The sequence below is a fragment of the Sedimentibacter sp. MB31-C6 genome (genome assembly GCF_035934735.1).
Taxonomy (GTDB): Bacteria; Bacillota; Clostridia; order Tissierellales; family Sedimentibacteraceae; genus Sedimentibacter.
The window spans coordinates 1,028,869-1,048,206 of sequence record NZ_CP142396.1; the positions used below are offsets into that span (position 1 = coordinate 1,028,869).

Annotated in this window: 25 protein-coding genes; 5 read left to right on the forward strand and 20 right to left on the reverse strand. The window is 29.1% G+C overall.

Annotation, left to right across the window (positions count from 1 at the left end):
* Window positions 1-111: 111 nt before the first annotated feature.
* The 15 genes from U8307_RS05000 to U8307_RS05070 form a co-directional block, all read right to left on the reverse strand.
* Entirely contained in the window at window positions 112-366 is a 255-nt protein-coding gene (locus U8307_RS05000) for a helix-turn-helix domain-containing protein (protein ID WP_326910732.1), read from the reverse strand.
* 136 nt (window positions 367-502) lie between these two features.
* Window positions 503-820 carry a type II toxin-antitoxin system RelE/ParE family toxin gene (locus tag U8307_RS05005; protein WP_326910734.1) on the reverse strand — a complete coding sequence of 106 codons (318 nt, stop codon included), beginning with the start codon at window positions 818-820 and terminating at the stop codon, window positions 503-505.
* Window positions 817-1,122, reverse strand: a complete 306-nt coding sequence (locus U8307_RS05010) for a type II toxin-antitoxin system RelB/DinJ family antitoxin (RefSeq protein WP_326910736.1) — start codon at window positions 1,120-1,122, stop codon at window positions 817-819. Before U8307_RS05010 ends, U8307_RS05005 begins: the two co-directional genes overlap by 4 nt.
* 121 nt (window positions 1,123-1,243) lie before the next feature.
* Window positions 1,244-3,412 (reverse strand): M56 family metallopeptidase, encoded by a 2,169-nt coding sequence (locus U8307_RS05015; protein WP_326910739.1) that lies wholly within the window; start codon window positions 3,410-3,412, stop codon window positions 1,244-1,246.
* A gap of 2 nt (window positions 3,413-3,414) precedes the next feature.
* The gene (locus U8307_RS05020; RefSeq protein ID WP_326910741.1) at window positions 3,415-3,777 is read right to left on the reverse strand and encodes a BlaI/MecI/CopY family transcriptional regulator; all 363 of its coding nucleotides are present in this window, start codon (window positions 3,775-3,777) and stop codon (window positions 3,415-3,417) included.
* Between the two features lie 678 nt (window positions 3,778-4,455).
* The gene (locus tag U8307_RS05025) at window positions 4,456-4,914 is read right to left on the reverse strand and encodes a GNAT family N-acetyltransferase (protein ID WP_326910742.1); all 459 of its coding nucleotides are present in this window, start codon (window positions 4,912-4,914) and stop codon (window positions 4,456-4,458) included.
* Window positions 4,915-5,073: 159 nt separating this feature from the next.
* A complete protein-coding gene (locus U8307_RS05030) occupies window positions 5,074-5,301 on the reverse strand; it encodes a hypothetical protein (protein WP_326910744.1) in 228 nt (75 codons plus the stop codon).
* A gap of 106 nt (window positions 5,302-5,407) precedes the next feature.
* The gene (locus tag U8307_RS05035; protein WP_326910746.1) at window positions 5,408-5,866 is read right to left on the reverse strand and encodes a GNAT family N-acetyltransferase; all 459 of its coding nucleotides are present in this window, start codon (window positions 5,864-5,866) and stop codon (window positions 5,408-5,410) included.
* 68 nt (window positions 5,867-5,934) lie between these two features.
* Window positions 5,935-6,171 (reverse strand): hypothetical protein, encoded by a 237-nt coding sequence (locus tag U8307_RS05040; RefSeq protein WP_326910748.1) that lies wholly within the window; start codon window positions 6,169-6,171, stop codon window positions 5,935-5,937.
* Entirely contained in the window at window positions 6,168-6,350 is a 183-nt protein-coding gene (locus U8307_RS05045; protein WP_326910750.1) for a hypothetical protein, read from the reverse strand. The genes U8307_RS05040 and U8307_RS05045 overlap by 4 nt, the downstream gene beginning before the upstream one ends.
* Window positions 6,351-6,513: 163 nt before the next feature.
* On the reverse strand, window positions 6,514-7,053 hold the full coding sequence (locus tag U8307_RS05050; RefSeq protein ID WP_326910752.1) for an SAM-dependent methyltransferase: 540 nt from the start codon (window positions 7,051-7,053) through the stop codon (window positions 6,514-6,516).
* 179 nt (window positions 7,054-7,232) lie between these two features.
* Window positions 7,233-8,249, reverse strand: a complete 1,017-nt coding sequence (locus tag U8307_RS05055; RefSeq protein ID WP_326910754.1) for a phosphotransferase — start codon at window positions 8,247-8,249, stop codon at window positions 7,233-7,235.
* Between the two features lie 61 nt (window positions 8,250-8,310).
* Window positions 8,311-8,787 carry an NUDIX hydrolase gene (locus U8307_RS05060; RefSeq protein ID WP_326910756.1) on the reverse strand — a complete coding sequence of 159 codons (477 nt, stop codon included), beginning with the start codon at window positions 8,785-8,787 and terminating at the stop codon, window positions 8,311-8,313.
* A gap of 107 nt (window positions 8,788-8,894) precedes the next feature.
* Window positions 8,895-9,458, reverse strand: coding sequence for a GNAT family N-acetyltransferase (locus U8307_RS05065; protein ID WP_326910758.1), 564 nt, complete (start codon window positions 9,456-9,458; stop codon window positions 8,895-8,897).
* A gap of 647 nt (window positions 9,459-10,105) precedes the next feature.
* Entirely contained in the window at window positions 10,106-10,873 is a 768-nt protein-coding gene (locus tag U8307_RS05070) for a DUF6904 family protein (protein ID WP_326910760.1), read from the reverse strand.
* A gap of 150 nt (window positions 10,874-11,023) precedes the next feature.
* Between U8307_RS05070 and U8307_RS05075 the strand changes: the two genes are divergently transcribed.
* Window positions 11,024-11,635 carry a nitroreductase family protein gene (locus U8307_RS05075; RefSeq protein ID WP_326910762.1) on the forward strand — a complete coding sequence of 204 codons (612 nt, stop codon included), beginning with the start codon at window positions 11,024-11,026 and terminating at the stop codon, window positions 11,633-11,635.
* Window positions 11,636-11,752: 117 nt separating this feature from the next.
* On the opposite strand, the gene U8307_RS05080 is transcribed toward U8307_RS05075, so the two are convergent.
* The 4 genes from U8307_RS05080 to U8307_RS05095 form a co-directional block, all read right to left on the reverse strand.
* On the reverse strand, window positions 11,753-12,589 hold the full coding sequence (locus tag U8307_RS05080) for a nitroreductase family protein (RefSeq protein ID WP_326911554.1): 837 nt from the start codon (window positions 12,587-12,589) through the stop codon (window positions 11,753-11,755).
* 40 nt (window positions 12,590-12,629) lie between these two features.
* Entirely contained in the window at window positions 12,630-12,827 is a 198-nt protein-coding gene (locus U8307_RS05085) for a hypothetical protein (protein ID WP_326910764.1), read from the reverse strand.
* Between the two features lie 108 nt (window positions 12,828-12,935).
* Entirely contained in the window at window positions 12,936-14,579 is a 1,644-nt protein-coding gene (gltX, locus tag U8307_RS05090; protein WP_326910766.1) for a glutamate--tRNA ligase, read from the reverse strand.
* Window positions 14,580-14,699: 120 nt separating this feature from the next.
* Window positions 14,700-15,128, reverse strand: a complete 429-nt coding sequence (locus U8307_RS05095) for a GNAT family N-acetyltransferase (protein ID WP_326910768.1) — start codon at window positions 15,126-15,128, stop codon at window positions 14,700-14,702.
* 196 nt (window positions 15,129-15,324) lie between these two features.
* On the opposite strand from U8307_RS05095, the gene U8307_RS05100 reads away from it, so the two are divergent.
* The 4 genes from U8307_RS05100 (at window position 15,325) to U8307_RS05115 (ending at window position 18,065) form a co-directional block, all read left to right on the forward strand.
* On the forward strand, window positions 15,325-15,522 hold the full coding sequence (locus tag U8307_RS05100; RefSeq protein WP_326910770.1) for a helix-turn-helix domain-containing protein: 198 nt from the start codon (window positions 15,325-15,327) through the stop codon (window positions 15,520-15,522).
* A gap of 126 nt (window positions 15,523-15,648) precedes the next feature.
* Window positions 15,649-16,665, forward strand: a complete 1,017-nt coding sequence (locus U8307_RS05105) for an ABC transporter substrate-binding protein (protein WP_326910772.1) — start codon at window positions 15,649-15,651, stop codon at window positions 16,663-16,665.
* On the forward strand, window positions 16,640-17,392 hold the full coding sequence (locus tag U8307_RS05110; RefSeq protein ID WP_326910774.1) for an ABC transporter permease: 753 nt from the start codon (window positions 16,640-16,642) through the stop codon (window positions 17,390-17,392). The genes U8307_RS05105 and U8307_RS05110 overlap by 26 nt, the downstream gene beginning before the upstream one ends.
* Window positions 17,385-18,065 carry an ABC transporter ATP-binding protein gene (locus U8307_RS05115; RefSeq protein ID WP_326910777.1) on the forward strand — a complete coding sequence of 227 codons (681 nt, stop codon included), beginning with the start codon at window positions 17,385-17,387 and terminating at the stop codon, window positions 18,063-18,065. Before U8307_RS05110 ends, U8307_RS05115 begins: the two co-directional genes overlap by 8 nt.
* Here the strand turns inward: U8307_RS05115 and U8307_RS05120 are convergent.
* Entirely contained in the window at window positions 18,054-18,728 is a 675-nt protein-coding gene (locus U8307_RS05120) for a Crp/Fnr family transcriptional regulator (protein WP_326910779.1), read from the reverse strand. The two genes, U8307_RS05115 and U8307_RS05120, sit on opposite strands and share 12 nt — an antisense overlap.
* Window positions 18,729-19,338 lie beyond the last annotated feature (610 nt).

Consider the following 19,338-nt stretch of genomic DNA (forward strand, 5'->3'; position numbering starts at 1 on the left):
GACTTTACTAGTAATTATATTTGTTCATATCTGAGAATGGATTTTACCTAGAACCTTCGAATCATTCAAATTTGCATAACGAATTAACCTACTCATAACAATCCCCTCTTATTATTCAAAAAAACTATAAATGGATAAAGAATTTAGAATATCAGCCCTTACATATGGGTCATCTATATCTATTTGAAATAATTCTTTTATTTTTGAAATACGATAAATGCATGTATTTCTATGAATATATAATTGTGCAGAAGCTTTGTTAATATTGCCATTACATTGTACATATGCTTCCATTGTTTTAATAAAGGAAGTTTGATTCTTTTCTTCATAATCGATTATTCTGTTGTCACTTGCACTTAAAGCCATAGCCTTTAAGAAAACTTCATCAATAACAAAATGGAAAATAAAAATTTACCCAAAACTACTAATCAAAATAATCATTGATAATTAAAACCGACCTCAACAACATACTAATTATTAAGATCGGTATCATATTCTTCTCTTATATAGACAATTTATATTCTATATCACGTCCACCATACATAATGCGGACAACTGCAACTGTGTATTCAGATTCAAGTATGAAAAAGAAAATTAGATAATTATCTACCGGTATGAATCGCATGCCTTTACTGTGCCATGGTTCTTTTTCATAACGTTGATGACGAAATGGCATTTCATCAAGAGTCGCAATTGCATCCATAATGCGTTTGGATTGATTTTTTGCTGCATCAGGCGCAAGTAAACAATAAGCTATATATTCGAAAATGTTTCTTAAATCAAGTTCTGCTTGCTCTGTATAGATAACATTACGACTCATACATCATAATCCTGATGCATCTTTTCCGCAACGCTCTGAGCTGATATAACCTTACCAGAGCTTAAGTCAGACAGTCCTTTCTCAATTTCTGCATTAAATTGCTCTTCTGTTAATGAACCGTAAGCGACAATCTTACTTTCAGGCAATTTCATTTCAAATGGAATTCCTTTTTGCAATACTATTTGACGAAGAAAAATGTTTATAGCATTAGACATTGGAATTCCCAACTGTTCTAATACTTTTTCTGCTTGTTTTTTAACTTCTGGCTCTACACGTGCAAATATACTTGATGATCTCGCCATATAAATCACCTCCATGAATACAATATATCATTTTGTATTGCTATATGCAAGACATTAACTGATTTATTTATTGATTTTATTATGCACTTCTTCTCGAAACTAAACAAAATATATCAAGTTTTTATCTTGCTTCTATTTCAAAGATATAATTCTTAAAATACAATCCTATTTCAACCATACGTTCATCACTTAATTCGGTCATTTTTTCACTATATTTAATGGAGTCAGGGTTAATATATTCAGGATAAAGTTCAGCTGCTTCCGCATAATTCGGTGCTGTTGTAAACTCTTTTTCAACAATTTCATTAGTATCAAGATTCATTTTAAAACGCACCTCTGGACCTGGAATATCTGTTCCACCACTAATATAAGAACCTGTATAATATATTATATAAAATTCTAAAACATTTTCAGAATTTATATTGACGCTACCCTCATTAATGTATCCGAATTCCTCTGTGCCGAATTCATTAAAAATTTCCAATCCGACAATATACATTGACCTGTTCTCAAAATTATAGGTAATAAAATCTGCAATATCATTCTCTATTAGTACATTACTGGTTTTATTAAGATTGCCACTTGTTTCTGAAACTTCTTCCGTTTTTTTAATAATGTAATCGGACATCCTCGTTTCTATCCATTCATCATTTTCTATTGCAAGATTTTTAGAATATAGAGTTATCTCATTATTTTCATCAATAACAGCTTTAAAATAAAAATTCATATTTTGAGGCTGTAAATATTCATTATAATAAGTTTGATAATACTTGTCGCCCCGTTCTTTAGCTTCTTTTATGTATTGTACAGTATCTGGATCTCTATCATAATTTTTGTGAACAATTGTATAAGAAAATATAGCTTCTACATTTCCATCCACAACTTCTTCATGATAATCAGATATTATAAAATCTATTAATTCATAATAAGGTGAGAAAACATTTATGAATTCTTCTTTTAAATATGCACTTATTTTATCATAGTTTGTAGGTTCATTAGATACAAGTTGTTGATTATTAAAGGATTCTACGAGTTTTTCATAAAGTTCCTCATTTATGAAGGTGTAATACCCGTTCTCACCTCGCTGCAATACTGATCTACCATTATAAATGAATGTGTAATTGTCTATTACTGTATCATCATTATAAGTTGCACGTAAAAGATAACAATCCTCTATCTCCCTAATGTCAGTACCTTTATATATACTTGATTTTATCAAACTGTCCATAATAATTTTTTCTACAAGTTTTGCACTGTCACCTGATAATGGTGATATTAAATACTGTTCATCACCGTAAGAAAGATGGACTATTTCATAAGAAGTAGTATTTTCCGCATGTAGAATACTTTCTTGTTTCTTAGGATTTGTAAGTAATCCAATACTTATTACTACTATGATGATTATAGCCAGTAAGATAACCCAGAAAGAAGGTTTCTTATAGTTTAATACATTTTTTATCCGCCCACTTACATTTCCCTCACCAAAAGCAAGAGGACTCCCGTTTAAAACATGCTTTCCTGTAGCAAGAGACAATAATGAATTAGCATAAGGCCTTTTAACATCATCATTCATCTCGTTCAGTACTCTTTCATCACAGGATAGCTCCATATCCGCACTCATTAACATAAATGCAATCCACACAAGAGGATTAAACCAGTGGATGGACAATATTAGAAAAGCTAACACCTTAATAATGTGGTCTTTACGCTGTATATGAGTCTGTTCATGCAACAAAATATATCCTCTTTCTTCAACGCTAAGTCCAACTGGTAAATATATTTCTGGTCTAACTAATCCAAGAACAAATGGTGTTTTCAAATTATTAGCTTCGTATATATTCTTCTCTATTAATTCTGCAGTTATAAGTTGCCTTTTTAAAACTAAAATAGATACAATACTGTAAACAAGCAGTGCTATTATGCCTAAAACCCAAATATATGACACTATTCCCGCATAAATCTGTAATGGATTTGCGCTTGCACCAATAATCGGTACTGGAAGCGATTGACTTACAAATGAATCTACGACTTCTATTCCACTATTAAACTGCGGATTTTGCTGATAAATTATATCATGGGAAATTGGAACAGTATTTGTATTCCGTGGCATAAGGCTAAATATGCTTTCAAAGGAGAATGGAAATATAAGTCTAAAAGCAACCACACTCCATAAGGCATAGGAGATAATTTTTGGAGTTTTTTTAAGCAGCAACCTGATAAGCATTACAAAAATAATTACATAACTTGCCGTAAGACTCATATTCAAAACAGTAAGAAATAGTTCACTCATTGCTACACCTCTCTGTGATCATCAATCAGCTTTTTCAACTCTTCAACTTGATGTTTATTTAATTTCTTACCTCCAATAAAAGCAGTCAAAAATTTAGGCAATGACCCTCCAAAAGTTTCCTCAACGAATCGTATACTTTGATTTGCATAATATTCTTTCTTGGTTTTTATAGATGTAACAACAGCATTTTCATTTTTAAAAATACCTTTTTCGCATAACTTTTTAAGTACTGTATATGTTGTGGACTTTTTCCAGTTCATTTCTTTTTCACATAGCTTAACAAGGTCGCCAGAACCAATCGGCTCGTTCTGCCAAATGATATCTGCAAACTTTTCTTCACTTTCAGTTAGTTTATACTCTTTCATGATAAGCCTCCCTTGGTCTATGAAATATCGATTTATACAATAAGTCTATAACTTGTAGACTAAAATGTCAATACTATATTTAATATATATAATTAATAATGCAAAAAACGGGCAAAGTTATAGAAAGTAAATGCTAAAAATTTGCCCAAGATTATTAATCAATATAATCATTGAAATCAACGCATATAATGAAACCTTTCCGTATAAATATAAAAAAGTATTTATAACAAAAAGTCAGAAAAATGGGTAGTTTCCAATGTTAAAAAATATTTATTGCCCCAGATTGCTCAGAGCCCATACCCTAAATTCTACACCCGTTGTAACTTCAAGTTATCAGAAGCACAGTTTCCACATGCGGCGTATTAGGTTCGTGAATAGTGTTTTGATTACTCTTAATTAATTTTACGATATTTTCAACGAATTTTGTGTATGATATTTGTGTTTTAATTAATCTTAATTAATCTAAAATCACAAAAATTTGCCCGGGGCAAGTTGAATAACACAAAAAGCCATAATTATTATACAAAAAATATTTTCATAAGCTCTCAAGCCCTAAATGTTGATAATAAACTTTCACTCGTAATATTTAAACGCTACGAACTAAGCTTAATCCTATATCTTTGGAAAACTTCGATTTATATATATTTTCAGAATAATTAACTTTATATATTATAATTCTTAGTCAATAATCCATTCATATCTGCACTTTTGTGGTTCTGTTTTTGAATATGCATCAGAAGAAGTAGGAATATCTATAATTTCTATAAGTTTTGCCCCAATACTTTCGCATATACTTCTTGATGCAAAATTATCAGGATTGCAAGTAATTATAACTTTATTCAATGAATTATCTTTTATTACATTCTTAATAATGTTACACGCTTTTGCTGCATATTTTTTTCCTCTGTATTCTTCATTTATACCATACCCAACGTGGCCAATGTAATTTTCAACTTTTTCTGAATTTCCCAATCTTAAATTTATATGTCCAATTTCAATTTCAACATCAGTATTATGTAGCAATATTTTAAACTTGTATTCAGGTACTCTTCCTTTTTCAGAATCACCATTTTTTAGTTCTTTTATAATAACATCTATTTCTTCATCACTCATAATACCATAATTTTTTAGTTCCATAATAGTCCCCCTAGTATAAATATAATATTAATTTGCGTAAACCATTAACTCGTATATTGTTTAATTCTTAGTCTTAACCAGACACGCCTGTTTCCTGTTTCCAATTCCATGCTTTTGAATCTGTCATATTAAAACTCTTAGAAATTATATAATTTTTGTTCATTTACATGCATACTTTGGATGAGCAATTATCTTCAGCAACAAATACATGTTTTTATCCTTGGTTGAATTAATTATTATATTTTTCATTGCTTGTTCTTTTTTTTCATAATTTAAATTGTTAAGATATTCATCAGCTATTATACCTTTATCTGTATTTCTCCAAGAATCAATATTTACCTTAGCTATACTAAATGCATCGGTTAATTCAGCTTCTCTTACTTTCATTTAGCCACCCCAATCCTAAATAAACTGATATACTGCCATAAAATCCGAAAGAATCATAAATGGCCTTTTTGTTATATTTTTCATATTGTTGACTCCGATATTAGATTTATTGTTGGCACCATTCAGGTAGTTTTCCCTTAACTGCCCACCATGACTTAAATAATCCGCCTGAAAATCCTAATTGGCTGTAAATACTTGCTGCTTCAGGGTTATGAGTATGCAAATATATAAGTGAATTTTTATAATATGAAATAATAGTATTTATAATAGCCATACCATAACCTTGGCACCTTTTTGAAGGTGTTGTATTAACGTTTGATATATAAACAACATTGTTAAATTTTTCAGCTAATGCTATACTGACAGGATTATTAAGTTCATCGTAAGCAAAAAACATATTGTGACCTGCGGAGATTTGTCTATTTAATAGTTTAACGCCATAAGTTTCGCCATTATCCTGTTCAATTGCAAGATTATATTCTTTTCCGTCTAATGTATGTCCAATAGTATTAATCATACAATTTTTAATTTTATTATCTCTATTACTATCTTTATTAAGTATCATTAGTTCTATATCAAATTCTCTTATCGAATAATTATATTTCTCAAAATATGGTCTTAAAATATTTAATTCTATTGAGCCATGACGATAAAAATTTTAGGAGTAATATCTTTTGAATTATAATATTCTTCAATTTCTTTAATAATTTCGCTGAAATTTTCATTTTTATATATAACAGCATAATTTGAAGTATAACTTTCTTTATTACTTATATCACTAAACATTCTTCCCCATGAAGTTAACTGATAATTTAAATACGTCATAGGAATATACTTTTCTGATTCAACTATTTGTTCTAAAGTTTTCATATAACCACCCCACTTAGTACATGTTTTATTATAATAATTGATTCCTCTTGATCGCCAATCATTTCAACTGATATTTTTTTGACCACAGTGCTAAATTTATCTATATAGTTTTTTACATCATCAAATGCGTTATCAAGCAACTCCATAGAAGATATTCTTCCAACTGTCATATGTGGCAATCTAAATCTGCCAATGGGTCATATTTCTTTCGGATATCATTAATAACATTAATTATTTTCAAATTCAGGAAAAATCATAATAGTTCTTAAACTCATAACCACATCTCCTTTATAAATTGGAATTTATGTGGCAGGCATTATGCCTGCCACATAAAACTAAAACTTATTTCTTTGCAATAATCAAGTAACGATGTATTGTCCCCTCGATTTTACCAGTTTTATTAATCATTTTCTGCATTTTTAATAACTGTGAAAAACACTTTTCTACTGAAAAATTCGGAAACTCCCATTCTATAATGTGTGCAAACCATACAAATGCACCAACATCATAAAACAGAATAGGTCTATATGCTTCTTCGGAACGAATGATTTGAAATCCTGCTTCTTTGAATACTTTACGCTGTTCTTTAAGATTCGAATGTGGAAACGGTTTTTCAGTTCCAGGCAAAACCATTTCTACTAAATCTCTATCGTTATCCCCACCGACTTGCTGCGTAATAAATACGCCATCATTTTTTAGAAGCCTATATAATTCTGTAGCGTTGAAATCACCATGACGATTTATAACCATATCAAGCATTTCATTATCATATGGTATTTCAGATGGTTTATTACACACCTTAAAGTTTATTCCAAGGGGTAATAATTTTTCTCTGCACAAGTCTACATTTGGTTTATAACCTTCTGTTGCACCTCGATACAATCTGTTGTCAGTTTAAAACTGCACCGAGTATTTAATTCGCTTCATCATCTCAAACCTCCAAATTCCCATTTATCTCTCACTTTTATATAAATAATCTCCTCATATAAATAATATTAGATAGTTTTAAAAAGTCTATATTACTAAATATCTTACATCTTTTTTTAATTAAGATTATATTGTTAACTTTTATTTTCTAACCAGCTAAGTATAGTTGGTACAATATTAGCATAATTATTTAATTCTTCTATAGTTGCAATTACATGTTCTGATCCCATCTGCTGTTCTTTTGTATCTGTGCAGTCAATCCATAAGGATCTCTTTAAGCTATATTCAAGCCACCACAGTTTGCCTTGAAATCCTTTATCTAACACTATGTTCCAATCTATAGTAAAACATTTTCCTTCTTTCTTATACCCTTCTAAAAAAGATAAGAACCTATCTTTATTTAAATTGCCTGTTTTGTTCATAGACCAATACCTAGCTGTTTCTAGCAAATCAAATTGCGGATTTATATATCCTGCTGCTTCCCAATCAATTATTATTGGATCATTCATGTGCCAAATAACATTTTTAGGTTCTAAATCTCCATGACTAATAACAGCACTCAAATCAATAATTTTAGAAGCTTTTATTACCTTTTCATGCCAAGTATAGAGTAAATCAATATTATTAGTTAGTTCCTTAATCCATGTAGCTTTACTTTCCTTACCTCTTGTTAAATAGTAATTCCAATCTATTAAAGTATCATCACCAGTAAAATCATTTACCAATCCTAAGTTTGAAAAATCTATATTGTGTATTTTAGCAAGAATTGAGCCCATAATCTTACAATGCTCAATGCTTGTTTCATAGTTTTTCATTGTAATTCCATCAATCCAATCAAATACTAGGTAATATTGTTTATCCAAATAAATTAGAGAATTGCCATTAAACATCTTCGCAGGAAGTGCAGGCACATATTCATGCATAACGTTTGCTATACGTTCAGAAAAAATATAATTTTTTACAGCTTCAGGTCTTGCCATTACTGAAGGATTTAATGCTTTAACTGCAAATTTTCCCTTTGTTGTTTCAATAGAATACATCCTATTCATTAACCCGCCAGTTATGGTTTTAGGTTCTCTTTTTATTTCCCCAAGGCTAAGCATGTCACAAAGTTGCACAAATTGTACGTTATATTTTATATTATTTTCCATAATAAACTTTTCTCTCCAACCTGTCATTTACAAGGCTTTTAGTGACAACTAATTTTCTTATTTATCGATTTTGTATTTCAACTATGTTTTTCATACTTACCGGTAAATTTAAAAGTTCAGTAGTGAAAAACCTTGGAAAAACTGTATATTTATCAAGACTATCTATTGGTAACCAAATAAGTTCTTCCTCAATTCCATTCTCTGTTAACGAATTACATATAATATCTTTAATCTTTTCTGTCACCTTCATCAAATAATAAATAGAAATTTCATGAAAGTGCTCTTCTGTGTCTCTTTCATCAAAAAACTGTTCATGAAAAAATACTGCTCTATCAATCTCCATATCTATACCCAGTTCTTCTTTAACTTCTCTTTTAACCGCCTCTTCACATGTCTCATTAAAATGCACTCTACCGCCAACGCTATAAAAATACGTTGATTTATGATTTTTAGCAACTAAAATATTTCCATTGTTTATAATAATTGCTCCAACCCTATAATTAAATCTTCCTTCTTTGGTTTGAAATGTTAAATCCACACTAAGTACCTCCGTAAATTCCTATATACTGGTTTTAATATATCGTATCTTTTAACGATGTGACGTAATATTCGAATATTGCGTATTAAGTTTATTTTAGTTTATGCTTATTTTGCGGTGTTATATTCCTTTGCTAAAATAGAATACATAGCACTGTCACATATCCCTTGATTATTCCAGTCTGCTTCCCTAAGTGTCCCCTCGTACTTTAAACCACATTTCACCATTACTTTTCCAGAATTAGGGTTTCTTGGATCATGGCGTGATTCAATGCGATTTACGCCTACTTCTTCAAAAAGAAATCTAACCAATGCGGCTAAAGCTTCAGAAGTAATTCCTTGGTTCCACCATCTTTTTCCTATGCAGTACCCAATATGCACCATTTTTACATCATCATCTTTGTGAACAACGGCAATACTGCCAATTGGTTCATCGCCGTTTTCTTTTGATATAATAGCCCATTGGTAATAGTCATCTTTAGCATATTGATTGGTCCAATCAGACAACACATTACGGCTGATTTCAACCGATTTATGAAATGGCCACATTAAGTATTTTGTAACTTCTGAGTCGTTTGCCCAGTTATTAAACATTGCATCAGCATCTTCTATGACAAACCTACGAAGTACCAATCTATCCGTCTCAAGCTTTTTTGTACCTAAATGTTTCATCTGCACACCTCCACTAATATAAATAATCTGTACTTCAACTTTTCTTACACGAATTCAGCAAGCAGAAACCGTTTTTAGTACGTCCTTTTCTACAAATGTGCAACAAAATTATATTCAACTCAATAAAACAATCATAACTTATTATTACAAAAATTTCCATATATTTTTATTATTTATATTATAAATGTTGATTTATAAAAATATATTTCTAGGTAAATCATATGTCTTGGTCAAACAAGTTATTGAAAAGTCGTTATATAAGGATTTATCATTACTATTAACAAACATATTAGTAGTTACAATTCTTCTTTTAAAAAAGCAATATTAATATGTCAATAGAATATACCTCATTGGCACAATTGAAATTACAATTAAATCAACCCATATAAAACCAATATGCAATTGTGAAACGATTACAGCACCTATTGATTCCAATGGAACACAATGCTAGTATTTTAGTAAACAAACAGTGACAAAAAAATATTTGGTTACATATGGGGCAACAGAAAAGAACAAAATTCTGATAGGCAAAATCAAGCATTTTTAGAATATGGCATTGATGAAAGAGATATTACCGAAGATAGGTTAGTGAAAAGGATAAAATACCATGCAGCAGTGCATGGCATCTTGATATTAAAGACATTTATTTACCATACAATACACTCAGGGTACTCCATGTCTCTAAGTCGAATCTCGCTTCTGTGACAATTATATGACTTTGCTGCTTCATCTATTGATTTTTTTATATAGGTATATTCATCATCATTATCAAATTCTGCGATTCTTTTGGATATCTTAGTAAAACCTTTAAGCCTTTTTTCCTTTGTCATATTAATATATTCTATACTTAATATATCAAGATACTGGTGGTACATTGTAAAAATATAATTCTCATGATTCATATATTTTAGCCACATGTTATATGATCTTTCTGTAAGAAATTCTTTTACACATTTAGCAAATTCAGCTTGAAAGTTTCTTATAGAAGCAATAGTATCATCCCATATAACATTTTTATCATAAGGAATTTCGTATAAATATTTCTTTTTGCTAAGTTCTTTCATTCTCAACTTTATCAACTCGTTTAAAGCAATTGTAGTATATAACATTTCGGTATAAAGAATGTTGCATTTATAATATACGTTTTTAGTAGTAGTTATGACTGAATGGTATTTCATTTTTTCATCATCCATATTATTATCTAATAAAATAACCTCCCTATCACCTTGATAAGCATGCCTTATATCATAACATACACCTAAAACTCTGAGTGACATCTCAGCATATTGACTATTCTTTTCAGAATACTCATCAACTGTTATCTTATGAAACGCATCCGCTAAATTATCAAAGTCATAATAATCTCCTGTGATACTTACCCCTGTAAGGTTTTCAGTGTTTTCAAATTTAATCATATTACTTTCCTTTATTTTAATATTTTTTAGTTCCCTGTCATTCTATTGAATGCACCAATATACATTAAAGTTTTTTAACAAACTTATTAGTGTATTTTTATTTATTATTAATTTTGGTTAAAATATAAAATAAAATCAAATGAGGTATTTATGGAATTAATTGAAGCAATAAAATCAAGAAGAAGTATAAGAAAATTTAAGAGTGATGCTATTCCGAATAATTATATTTATGAATTAATTAAAGCAGCAAGACTGGCTCCTTCTGGCACTAATCTTCAACCTACGAGATATGTAATAATTAAAAGTATTGAGGCAAAATCAAAATTAAAAGAATGTACTCCTCTTCCATTTGTATCAGAAGCGCCTTTAATAATTGCATGTTGTATTGACACTAATTCTGTTTCACAAACTAATGATAGAATGACAGAACTCCGTGAAGCGCAAGCATTTATAGACACTCCGTTGGATAAAGAATATCCAAAGAGGGAGAGTAACAGTAAAAGCTCAGTATATACTGAAGCTGTAAAGTCATATTTGAATTTAAATGCAGCTATTGCTATTGATCATATAACTCTAAGAGCTGTTGATTTAGGACTTGGAAGCTGTTGGGTGATGATGTTCGACAAAGAGAAAGTTAAAAAGCTTTTGGAATTAGATGAAAATTATGATGTAGTTGCTTTGTTACCTATCGGCTACCCAGCTCAGTCACCTGCTCAGAGGCCAAGATTTAGCCTGGATAAAGTATTGCTAAAAGAAATATAACGAAGGCAATGGGATCTTTGTTCCATTGCCTCGTTTCTTCGACTCTATTTACAAAATTATATCATCAGGAATGTTAATACTTTTTCTTATGTATGTAAGATTTTCCTTGTTTTCAAACTATTTAGCTATCCAAGTCGTTATATATTCCCAATCATTCGGTGTATAAACGTCTTTTAACTCATTCCAGCTTCCTTCTAAACTCAGAGCATCAGCAGTTAATTCAAAATGACACATTGCAATACCTATATCATTTTTTTGTATGTCATAATTTTCAACTCCATAACCCTTAGTCCTGAAAAGATAAAAGTGGTATAAGTTTTTATCTCTTATAATTCTCCAAGGTTGTTTATTAGATGCGGAAGGAGCAAGCCGTACCATTTCTAATGGAGTGGCATAAAAGCTTGCTTCTTCTTGTTCCAAATTCTCAGAAATACTACCATCGAAAAATAACTCATTCCATGGCTTTCTATTGTTAGCACCAACAATCTTTCTCATTGCTAATTCCAATATTCTTGACTTATCTTTTCTATAACCTACAGGTGACACAATAGGTATATATTCATTATATTTTAAATTTATATATTTTGAGAAATTTCCTCTATTAAATGTACCACCCAACCAGCATGTTTGAAGGCCTAAGTCAGTTGCAAATAATATAATTTTTTCAAACAAGTAGCCAAAACTAATCGCATCATACTTTTCACCGTTAATAATTCCCACAATAAATGAGCTAGCTCCGGAAATAACACCGTAAGTTCCTAACTTTTCGGTCTTTTCAGTTGGTTTTTTTTGTGTTATTAAAAATCGTTCATTATTTTTAACTGCTTGATTTATTTCTTCTACAAAATTATTAAGTTTTTCAAGAACACCTTCATCAATCTTCTGTAAATCATCATATGTTCTACAAGATGATCTTATTTTTATAACTTCTGTAATATGTTTCTGAAAATTCATTTTTCCCAAAATATTCACCTTCTTAGTACGTGTTTATTTATTAAAAGAATGAGGAAGTGATTCCTGCCAAAATTATCAAAAGTGAAATCGAAGCCCATATAATAGATTTAGGTGATGTATCGTCTCCTTTAACAGAAGAAGAAATCGCATATACAAACGAACCTACAAAAACAAAGGGCCATATAAACCAAGTCCAAAAATAAAATATTCCAATATTTCTCATCAAGCCAATCAACATGAAATTCTCCTCCTCTATATATCCCATTATTTATTTTTTGAATATATTTTGTTTCGGGTCTTCGGTACGCATGCAATGCGTCCCCTACGTTGTTGATGAATGTGTGACCTACATAATAGCCTTTTTAAGTCTTTCTCTGACTTTGTCTTCGCCTAAAATTTGTTGTATTTCCCAAACATCCGGGGAAGATTCTCTTCCAACAACTGCTATTCTAACAACAACACTTACATCACCGACATGCCCTTTATATAATTCTGGATTTTTCTTATAGTCCTTAGGTTTAGCTGCATATCCATTTTCTACTGATATTTCTCTAATTTTATCAAACCATTGGCTTTGATCGTCATTATAATCAAATGTGTTCAAATATGCCTTAAGTAATTTCTTAGCCTCTTCTTCATCAATATTTTCAGGGTATTTATCTACTATTTCAAAATACTCATCAAAGTAATAACTGATAAATTCAAATATTTGTTCACAATAAATCAAATCTTTACGTGGCTTTTTACCATCTCTTCCAATAGCAAAAAGTTTCAATATAGATTCTTTATTAACCTCTAACAGTTTTGTAATTTCTTTTTTATGATTTTTAGACCATTGTAATAAAAAGTCATATATTTCTTCTACGGGAATTTTGACTAAAACATCCTTGCTAATATTATTTAATTTATCTAAATCAAATAATGCTCCAGAAGTACTCATCTTTTCTAAGGTAAATTTAAAATCATCTGTTGAACTATCTGAATTTTCAATTCTCCATTCTTCATAATTTGAATTTAAAATTGTCAACAAATATTCTCTAACTGCTGCTGGATGATATCCTAAATCCATGTAATATCCTAATCCAAGTTCAGGATCTTTCCTTTTTGATAATTTTCTTTTGTTACCATTATCCATTTTCATCATATGAGCAGTATGACAATACAATGGAGGATTCCAATTTAAAGTATTAAATATTTCTATATGTATTGGCAATGTTGAAAGCCATTCTTCTCCTCTTACTACATGAGTTACTCTCATTAAATGATCATCTACTACATGGGCGAAATGATACGTTGGTATTCCATTAGTTTTTAAAATTACTATATCTTGAAAGTTTTCATGTATAACAAGTTTACCTCTTATAGAATCCTCTACCTCGTTAGTATTTTCTTCTTTTCCTTCTGATTTAAATCTTAATACAAAGCTATCATTATTGTCTAAATGAGATTGAATTTCTTCTAAACTTAAATTTCTGTCTCTTGCCCATTCTCCGTAATAACCAGTATTAACTTTTGCTGATTCTTGTTTATTCCTTAATTCTTCTAATTCTTCTTCAGTACAGAAACAAGGATATGCTCTCCCTATTTCAACCAAGTGTTTTGCGACAGATTGATATATTTCTTTTCTATTACTTTGATAATAAGGACCATAATTCCCTATTTCGCCATCAACAAACGCTCCTTCATCAAACTTTACGCCAAAGTATTCTAAAGAAGATATAATCGTTTCAACAGCGCCCTCAACTTTACGTTTTTCATCTGTATCTTCAATACGAAGCATAAATACACCTTCGCTCTGATGAGCTAATCTCTCATCAACAAAAGCTCCGTAAAGATTTCCAAGATGAATAAAACCTGTAGGACTAGGTGCCAGTCGAGTTACTTTTGCTCCTTCTTTTAAATTTCTTTTAGGAAATATCGTTTCTTCATAATCTGAAATTAATTTTGTTATATTTGGAAACAGCATATCTGCCAGTTTTTTATAATCCATAATTTTTCTCCCTATTTATATTAAAATATCATCTCTATTATTACTGATGAGTTACAATGTTTTAGTATTATATATATATTTTCTCTATTTGTCTAGAAACTATTATTTTTTATAAGTTTTTTAACAACAATGCCCTCCCACATCACCTTCTTTCATCATTAATACTCCTTCATTTTCTTTATTTACTTCAACAAACCCTATTTTTTCGAATATTTTAATATATTCATTTTGTATCATAGCGTATGTTTTATCTGCACCTATGTTAACTGCCTTTCTTATCAACATTCTTATAATTAAATCACTATAATTATTATCTCTGAACTCTTTCAAAACACAAACTTTATCAATGAAGTATTTTCCTTCTTTAAATAACAACCTGCCAGTACCAGCGGGAATTTCATCTTCGTAAATAACTACATTAAATGCAAATTCATCGTAAATATCTGTGATTTTTTCTTTTATTAATAATTCGCTATTAAATACTTTTTTGCGTATTTCTATATAATTATGACTTTCTTCTTTTCCTTGAAACCACTTTGTAGAAATCATATTATTTCCCCTATTGTTTTTATTTTAGTATATAATGGATTTTAATAAATTTCAATAGTAAAAAGCTCTTTGTTATCAGTCTAAAGTATATACATACTACAACTTTTATTAAAAATATCACATTAATATATTTATAAAAAATTATCTATATGTTATAATAATATAAGTTCTATAATTAAATAATAGAGGTGAAAGCATGACATTAGGTGAAAAATTAAGAGAAGTTAGAAAATCAAAAAATATGACCAAACAAGAATTAGCTATAGCTTTAAACGTTCCAAAAGACAGAATAAAATTATATGAAATAGGTGAAGAAAATCCTTCTGAATTTTATTTAACTTCGTTTATCAATTATTTCAATATACCTGAAGAAGACATTATGTCACTTAAATAAGTTACTCTAAAATATATTGCCTTACGCTATATAGTATGTTAATATAATGTCAAATGTAATCTATAAAGTTAAACATTAATATTAATAAATGTTTTATTATACATAGAAAATATAGTGGAGGTATTTATGAAAAAATTAAGTCTGTTATTGATTATTATTATGATATTATCAGTAGTTGGATGTAATCAAACGAATGATAATATCAATTCAGAAAAACCATCTGAAGATGTACAACCTGTAGAAGAGTCTAAAGACCCTGTAAATATTACAATTGCTGGTCTTAAAGGACCTACTTCAATAGGCATGATTAAAATGATTGATGAAAAAGCATTAAATAGCAGTGAATATAATGTAGAATATATTGCAGAAAGTGCTCCTGATGCATTAAATGGAAAAATAATTAATGGAGATATACAAATTTCTTCTCTACCTATTAATGCTGCATCTGTTTTATATAATAAAACAAATGGTGGAATACAAATTATGGCACTTAATACTATAGGTAATTTGTATATTGTAGGTTCCGATGAAATATCATCAATTAATGATTTAGAAGAAAAAACATTAGGAATGAGTGCAAAAGGTTCAACTCCTGATTTTGCAATGAATTACATTTTAAAACAAAACAGTCTTAAAGATAAAGTTGAACTTGATTATTCTCTTGATCATCCTACTCTAGCTCAAACTGTCATAGCAGAAGATACAAAAGTTGCTCTATTACCACAACCATTTGCAACTCAAGCTGTTATGAAAAATGATAATGTTAAAATACTATTGGATTTAAATGAAGAATGGAAAAATGCTACAAATGGCGAAAGTGAGTTGTTCACTGGTTGTATAGTAGTTAATACAGAATTTGCAAAAAATAACAAGGAATTTGTAAATGATTTTTTAAAACAATATGAATCTTCTGTAAATTGGGTAATAGAAAATCCAGTTGATGCATCAGTTTTAGTTGAAAAACATGAAATTATGCCAAATGCAGCTTTAGTGGAAAAAGCAATACCTTATTGTGGTATAACTTATCAACCAGCTATAGGTGTAAAGGAAAATATAAATAATTTTTACAAAATACTATTTGACTCAAACCCAGCTTCCGTAGGAGGAAATTTACCTGATGAAGAATTTTATTATTCAGAGTAAATACAAAAATTTTTTAATAATCTTATTTTGGATAATTATATGGGAGATATTTGCACTGATTATAAATCAGGAGATTTATCTCCCTTCTCCTATTTCAACATTTCAGTCACTATATAAACTTTTATTTTCTCAAGATACTTATATAACTATATTATACAGTACATATCGAACTTTATTTGGATTTTTTATTTCTTGTATTTTAGGAATCATATTTGGATATTTCTGTGGCATTAATAAATATTTATTTGATTTATTTAATCCATTAGTAAGCGTAATTCGCACTATTCCAGTTATGTCAATTATTATAATTGCAATTATATGGTTTAAAGATACTAATGTTCCAATATTTGTTGCATTCCTAATGTGTTTTCCTATTATTTGGACAAATACAATATATGGTATTAAAGAAACAGATATAAAACTCTTACAAATGTGTAAGGTATATAATATTAGTAAAATTCATATTGTTAAATCAGTTTATTTTTACTCAGCTCTACCTTATATTAAGTCTGGAATGTTATCTGCATTAGGTATTAGTTGGAAAGTAACTTCTGCTGCTGAAGTATTAAGTTTACCTAAATATTCAATAGGCAGTCATCTTTATGATTCCAAGGTTTATTTAGAAATACCAGATTTATTTGCATGGACTCTTATTATTCTATTCTTAAGTATTTTATTTGAAAAAACTTTGAAATTATTATTCAAAATGGGAGACTCAAATGATTAGTTTTAAAAATATATCTAAAATATATAACGATTCATATATACTTAAAAATTTCAATATAACATTTGATGATAATAAAATTACATGTTTATTTGGACCTTCTGGAGTTGGAAAAACAACCATTGCTAATATATTAGCAGGTTTGATTCAAGTAGACAGCGGTAATATAACAGGTACTGAAAATTCATTATACTCTTATGTTTTTCAAGAACCAAGACTTCTTAAATGGTATAGTGTTTATGATAATATTGATTTTGTATTAAGAGATGTATATGAATTAGATGAACGAAAAAAAATAATAGAAAATTATATTAACATGGTTGAACTTTTTAATTACAAAGATTATCTTCCAAAAAACCTAAGTGGAGGAATGGCACAAAGAGTTTCACTTGCCAGGGCCTTTGCATATCCTTCAAATATTTTAATAATGGATGAACCTTTTAAGGGCTTGGACTTAAAACTAAAAAAAGAAATGATACAATCATTTCTAAAATTGTGGAGCAAAAGTAAAAGAACAGTAATATTCATAACTCATGATATTGAAGAGGCTTCATCACTATCAGATACCATCTATTATATTAAAAACCATCCAGCTGAAATAATAAAAAAGATAAGCAAAAATAACGATATTAATAATGATGAAATAAAAAAACTATTGTTAAATTTAAGTAGTTAATTGTAAAAGCTTCTTCTTATCAGTTATTAGAATATTTCCTCTTTCTGTTTTTACATAACCTTCATTTTGAAAATACTTGAGCATACGACTTACAACCTCTCTGGCACTGCCTATATTCTTTGCTATATCTTCATGAGTAATATATAATGTATTTGATTTTTCTATGTTTGATTGTTCTAATAAAAATATAGCTAATCTTTTATCGAAACTCATAAATAGTACTTGTTCCATTATCCACATAACATCTGAAAACCTCGATAATGTTATTTCATTAGTAAATTTTTGCACATAAATATTATTTTCACTTAATCTCATGTATATTTCTGATGGTATTAACAAAATCTCACTATTTTTTTCTGCTTCAATATAAACATCAAAAGTAATATTATTTAAAGCGCATGAGGCAGACATTATACATACATCATCTTCAAACAGTCTGTATAATGTGACTTCCTTCCCGTTTTCTGAAAGTATAAAAGTTCTCAACTGGCCACTTTTAACTAAAATTAACCCTTTGCAATCATCTAATCCTTCATATACTATTTTGTTTTTTGGAAATGATTTTTTTTCTATATTGTCAATTAAATTTTTTTGTTCCCTTGAATTTAATTTAGTCCAAAATTCCAACCTATTTAACAAATTCAATTCATTGCCTTCAATCATTATTACCTCCAAAAATTCTTGACTTTTTGTTAATTTATCATATCATATAATAATAGAACAATAAAGCATTACATAATTTTACATAATAATATTTTTACTTTGTGACTATGTCACTGAATTATATGAATTAAAATGATATTATATGATTATAATAAAGAACAAAAGGAGGATAAGAATAATATGAATATTAAGTTAACTAAAGCTGCAAAAGAAAAATTAGTAGAACTTCAACAAAATAATGAACCAATTAAAATGAAAATAACAGGTTATTCCTGATGCGGTGCCGAATTTGGCATTGTTTCGGAGAAACAATTAGAAAATGAAAATTCTTATAATGTTGAAGGTATTGATATAATTGTATCTGAAGAATTAGAAGGTGCAGTTAAAGGGGCAGAAATAGATTATCAAACAGGTTTCTTTAAAAAGGGTTTCGAAATCAAACCATTGTTTTCTTAGGAGGGATATAAATGATAAAATTCTCGATAACTGATAAAGCAAAGAAAAAAATGTCAGAATTACAAAGAGAAAATATCCCAATTAAATTGACTAAAATAAAAGTAGGTTGAAGTGGTTACTTTTATGGTATTGTTTCGGAGAAACAAAAAGAAAA

Bases quoted from the DNA above. Each gene is read 5' to 3' on its own strand.
- U8307_RS05105 (WP_326910772.1), top strand. From the start codon at position 15,649: ATGAAAAAATTAAGTCTGTTATTGATTATTATTATGATATTATCAGTA.
- U8307_RS05015 (WP_326910739.1), bottom strand. From the start codon at position 3,412: ATGAGTGAACTATTTCTTACTGTTTTGAATATGAGTCTTACGGCAAGT.
- U8307_RS05085 (WP_326910764.1), bottom strand. From the start codon at position 12,827: ATGTTGATTGGCTTGATGAGAAATATTGGAATATTTTATTTTTGGACT.
- U8307_RS05075 (WP_326910762.1), top strand. From the start codon at position 11,024: ATGGAATTAATTGAAGCAATAAAATCAAGAAGAAGTATAAGAAAATTT.
- U8307_RS05110 (WP_326910774.1), top strand. From the start codon at position 16,640: ATGAAGAATTTTATTATTCAGAGTAAATACAAAAATTTTTTAATAATC.
- U8307_RS05035 (WP_326910746.1), bottom strand. From the start codon at position 5,866: ATGATACTTAATAAAGATAGTAATAGAGATAATAAAATTAAAAATTGT.
- U8307_RS05095 (WP_326910768.1), bottom strand. From the start codon at position 15,128: ATGATTTCTACAAAGTGGTTTCAAGGAAAAGAAGAAAGTCATAATTAT.
- U8307_RS05025 (WP_326910742.1), bottom strand. From the start codon at position 4,914: ATGGAACTAAAAAATTATGGTATTATGAGTGATGAAGAAATAGATGTT.
- U8307_RS05020 (WP_326910741.1), bottom strand. From the start codon at position 3,777: ATGAAAGAGTATAAACTAACTGAAAGTGAAGAAAAGTTTGCAGATATC.
- U8307_RS05120 (WP_326910779.1), bottom strand. From the start codon at position 18,728: ATGATTGAAGGCAATGAATTGAATTTGTTAAATAGGTTGGAATTTTGG.
- U8307_RS05030 (WP_326910744.1), bottom strand. From the start codon at position 5,301: ATGAAAGTAAGAGAAGCTGAATTAACCGATGCATTTAGTATAGCTAAG.
- U8307_RS05100 (WP_326910770.1), top strand. From the start codon at position 15,325: ATGACATTAGGTGAAAAATTAAGAGAAGTTAGAAAATCAAAAAATATG.
- U8307_RS05040 (WP_326910748.1), bottom strand. From the start codon at position 6,171: ATGAAAACTTTAGAACAAATAGTTGAATCAGAAAAGTATATTCCTATG.
- U8307_RS05055 (WP_326910754.1), bottom strand. From the start codon at position 8,249: ATGGAAAATAATATAAAATATAACGTACAATTTGTGCAACTTTGTGAC.
- U8307_RS05010 (WP_326910736.1), bottom strand. From the start codon at position 1,122: ATGGCGAGATCATCAAGTATATTTGCACGTGTAGAGCCAGAAGTTAAA.
- gltX (WP_326910766.1), bottom strand. From the start codon at position 14,579: ATGGATTATAAAAAACTGGCAGATATGCTGTTTCCAAATATAACAAAA.
- U8307_RS05070 (WP_326910760.1), bottom strand. From the start codon at position 10,873: ATGATTAAATTTGAAAACACTGAAAACCTTACAGGGGTAAGTATCACA.
- U8307_RS05065 (WP_326910758.1), bottom strand. From the start codon at position 9,458: ATGAAACATTTAGGTACAAAAAAGCTTGAGACGGATAGATTGGTACTT.
- U8307_RS05005 (WP_326910734.1), bottom strand. From the start codon at position 820: ATGAGTCGTAATGTTATCTATACAGAGCAAGCAGAACTTGATTTAAGA.
- U8307_RS05000 (WP_326910732.1), bottom strand. From the start codon at position 366: ATGGCTTTAAGTGCAAGTGACAACAGAATAATCGATTATGAAGAAAAG.
- U8307_RS05115 (WP_326910777.1), top strand. From the start codon at position 17,385: ATGATTAGTTTTAAAAATATATCTAAAATATATAACGATTCATATATA.
- U8307_RS05080 (WP_326911554.1), bottom strand. From the start codon at position 12,589: ATGAATTTTCAGAAACATATTACAGAAGTTATAAAAATAAGATCATCT.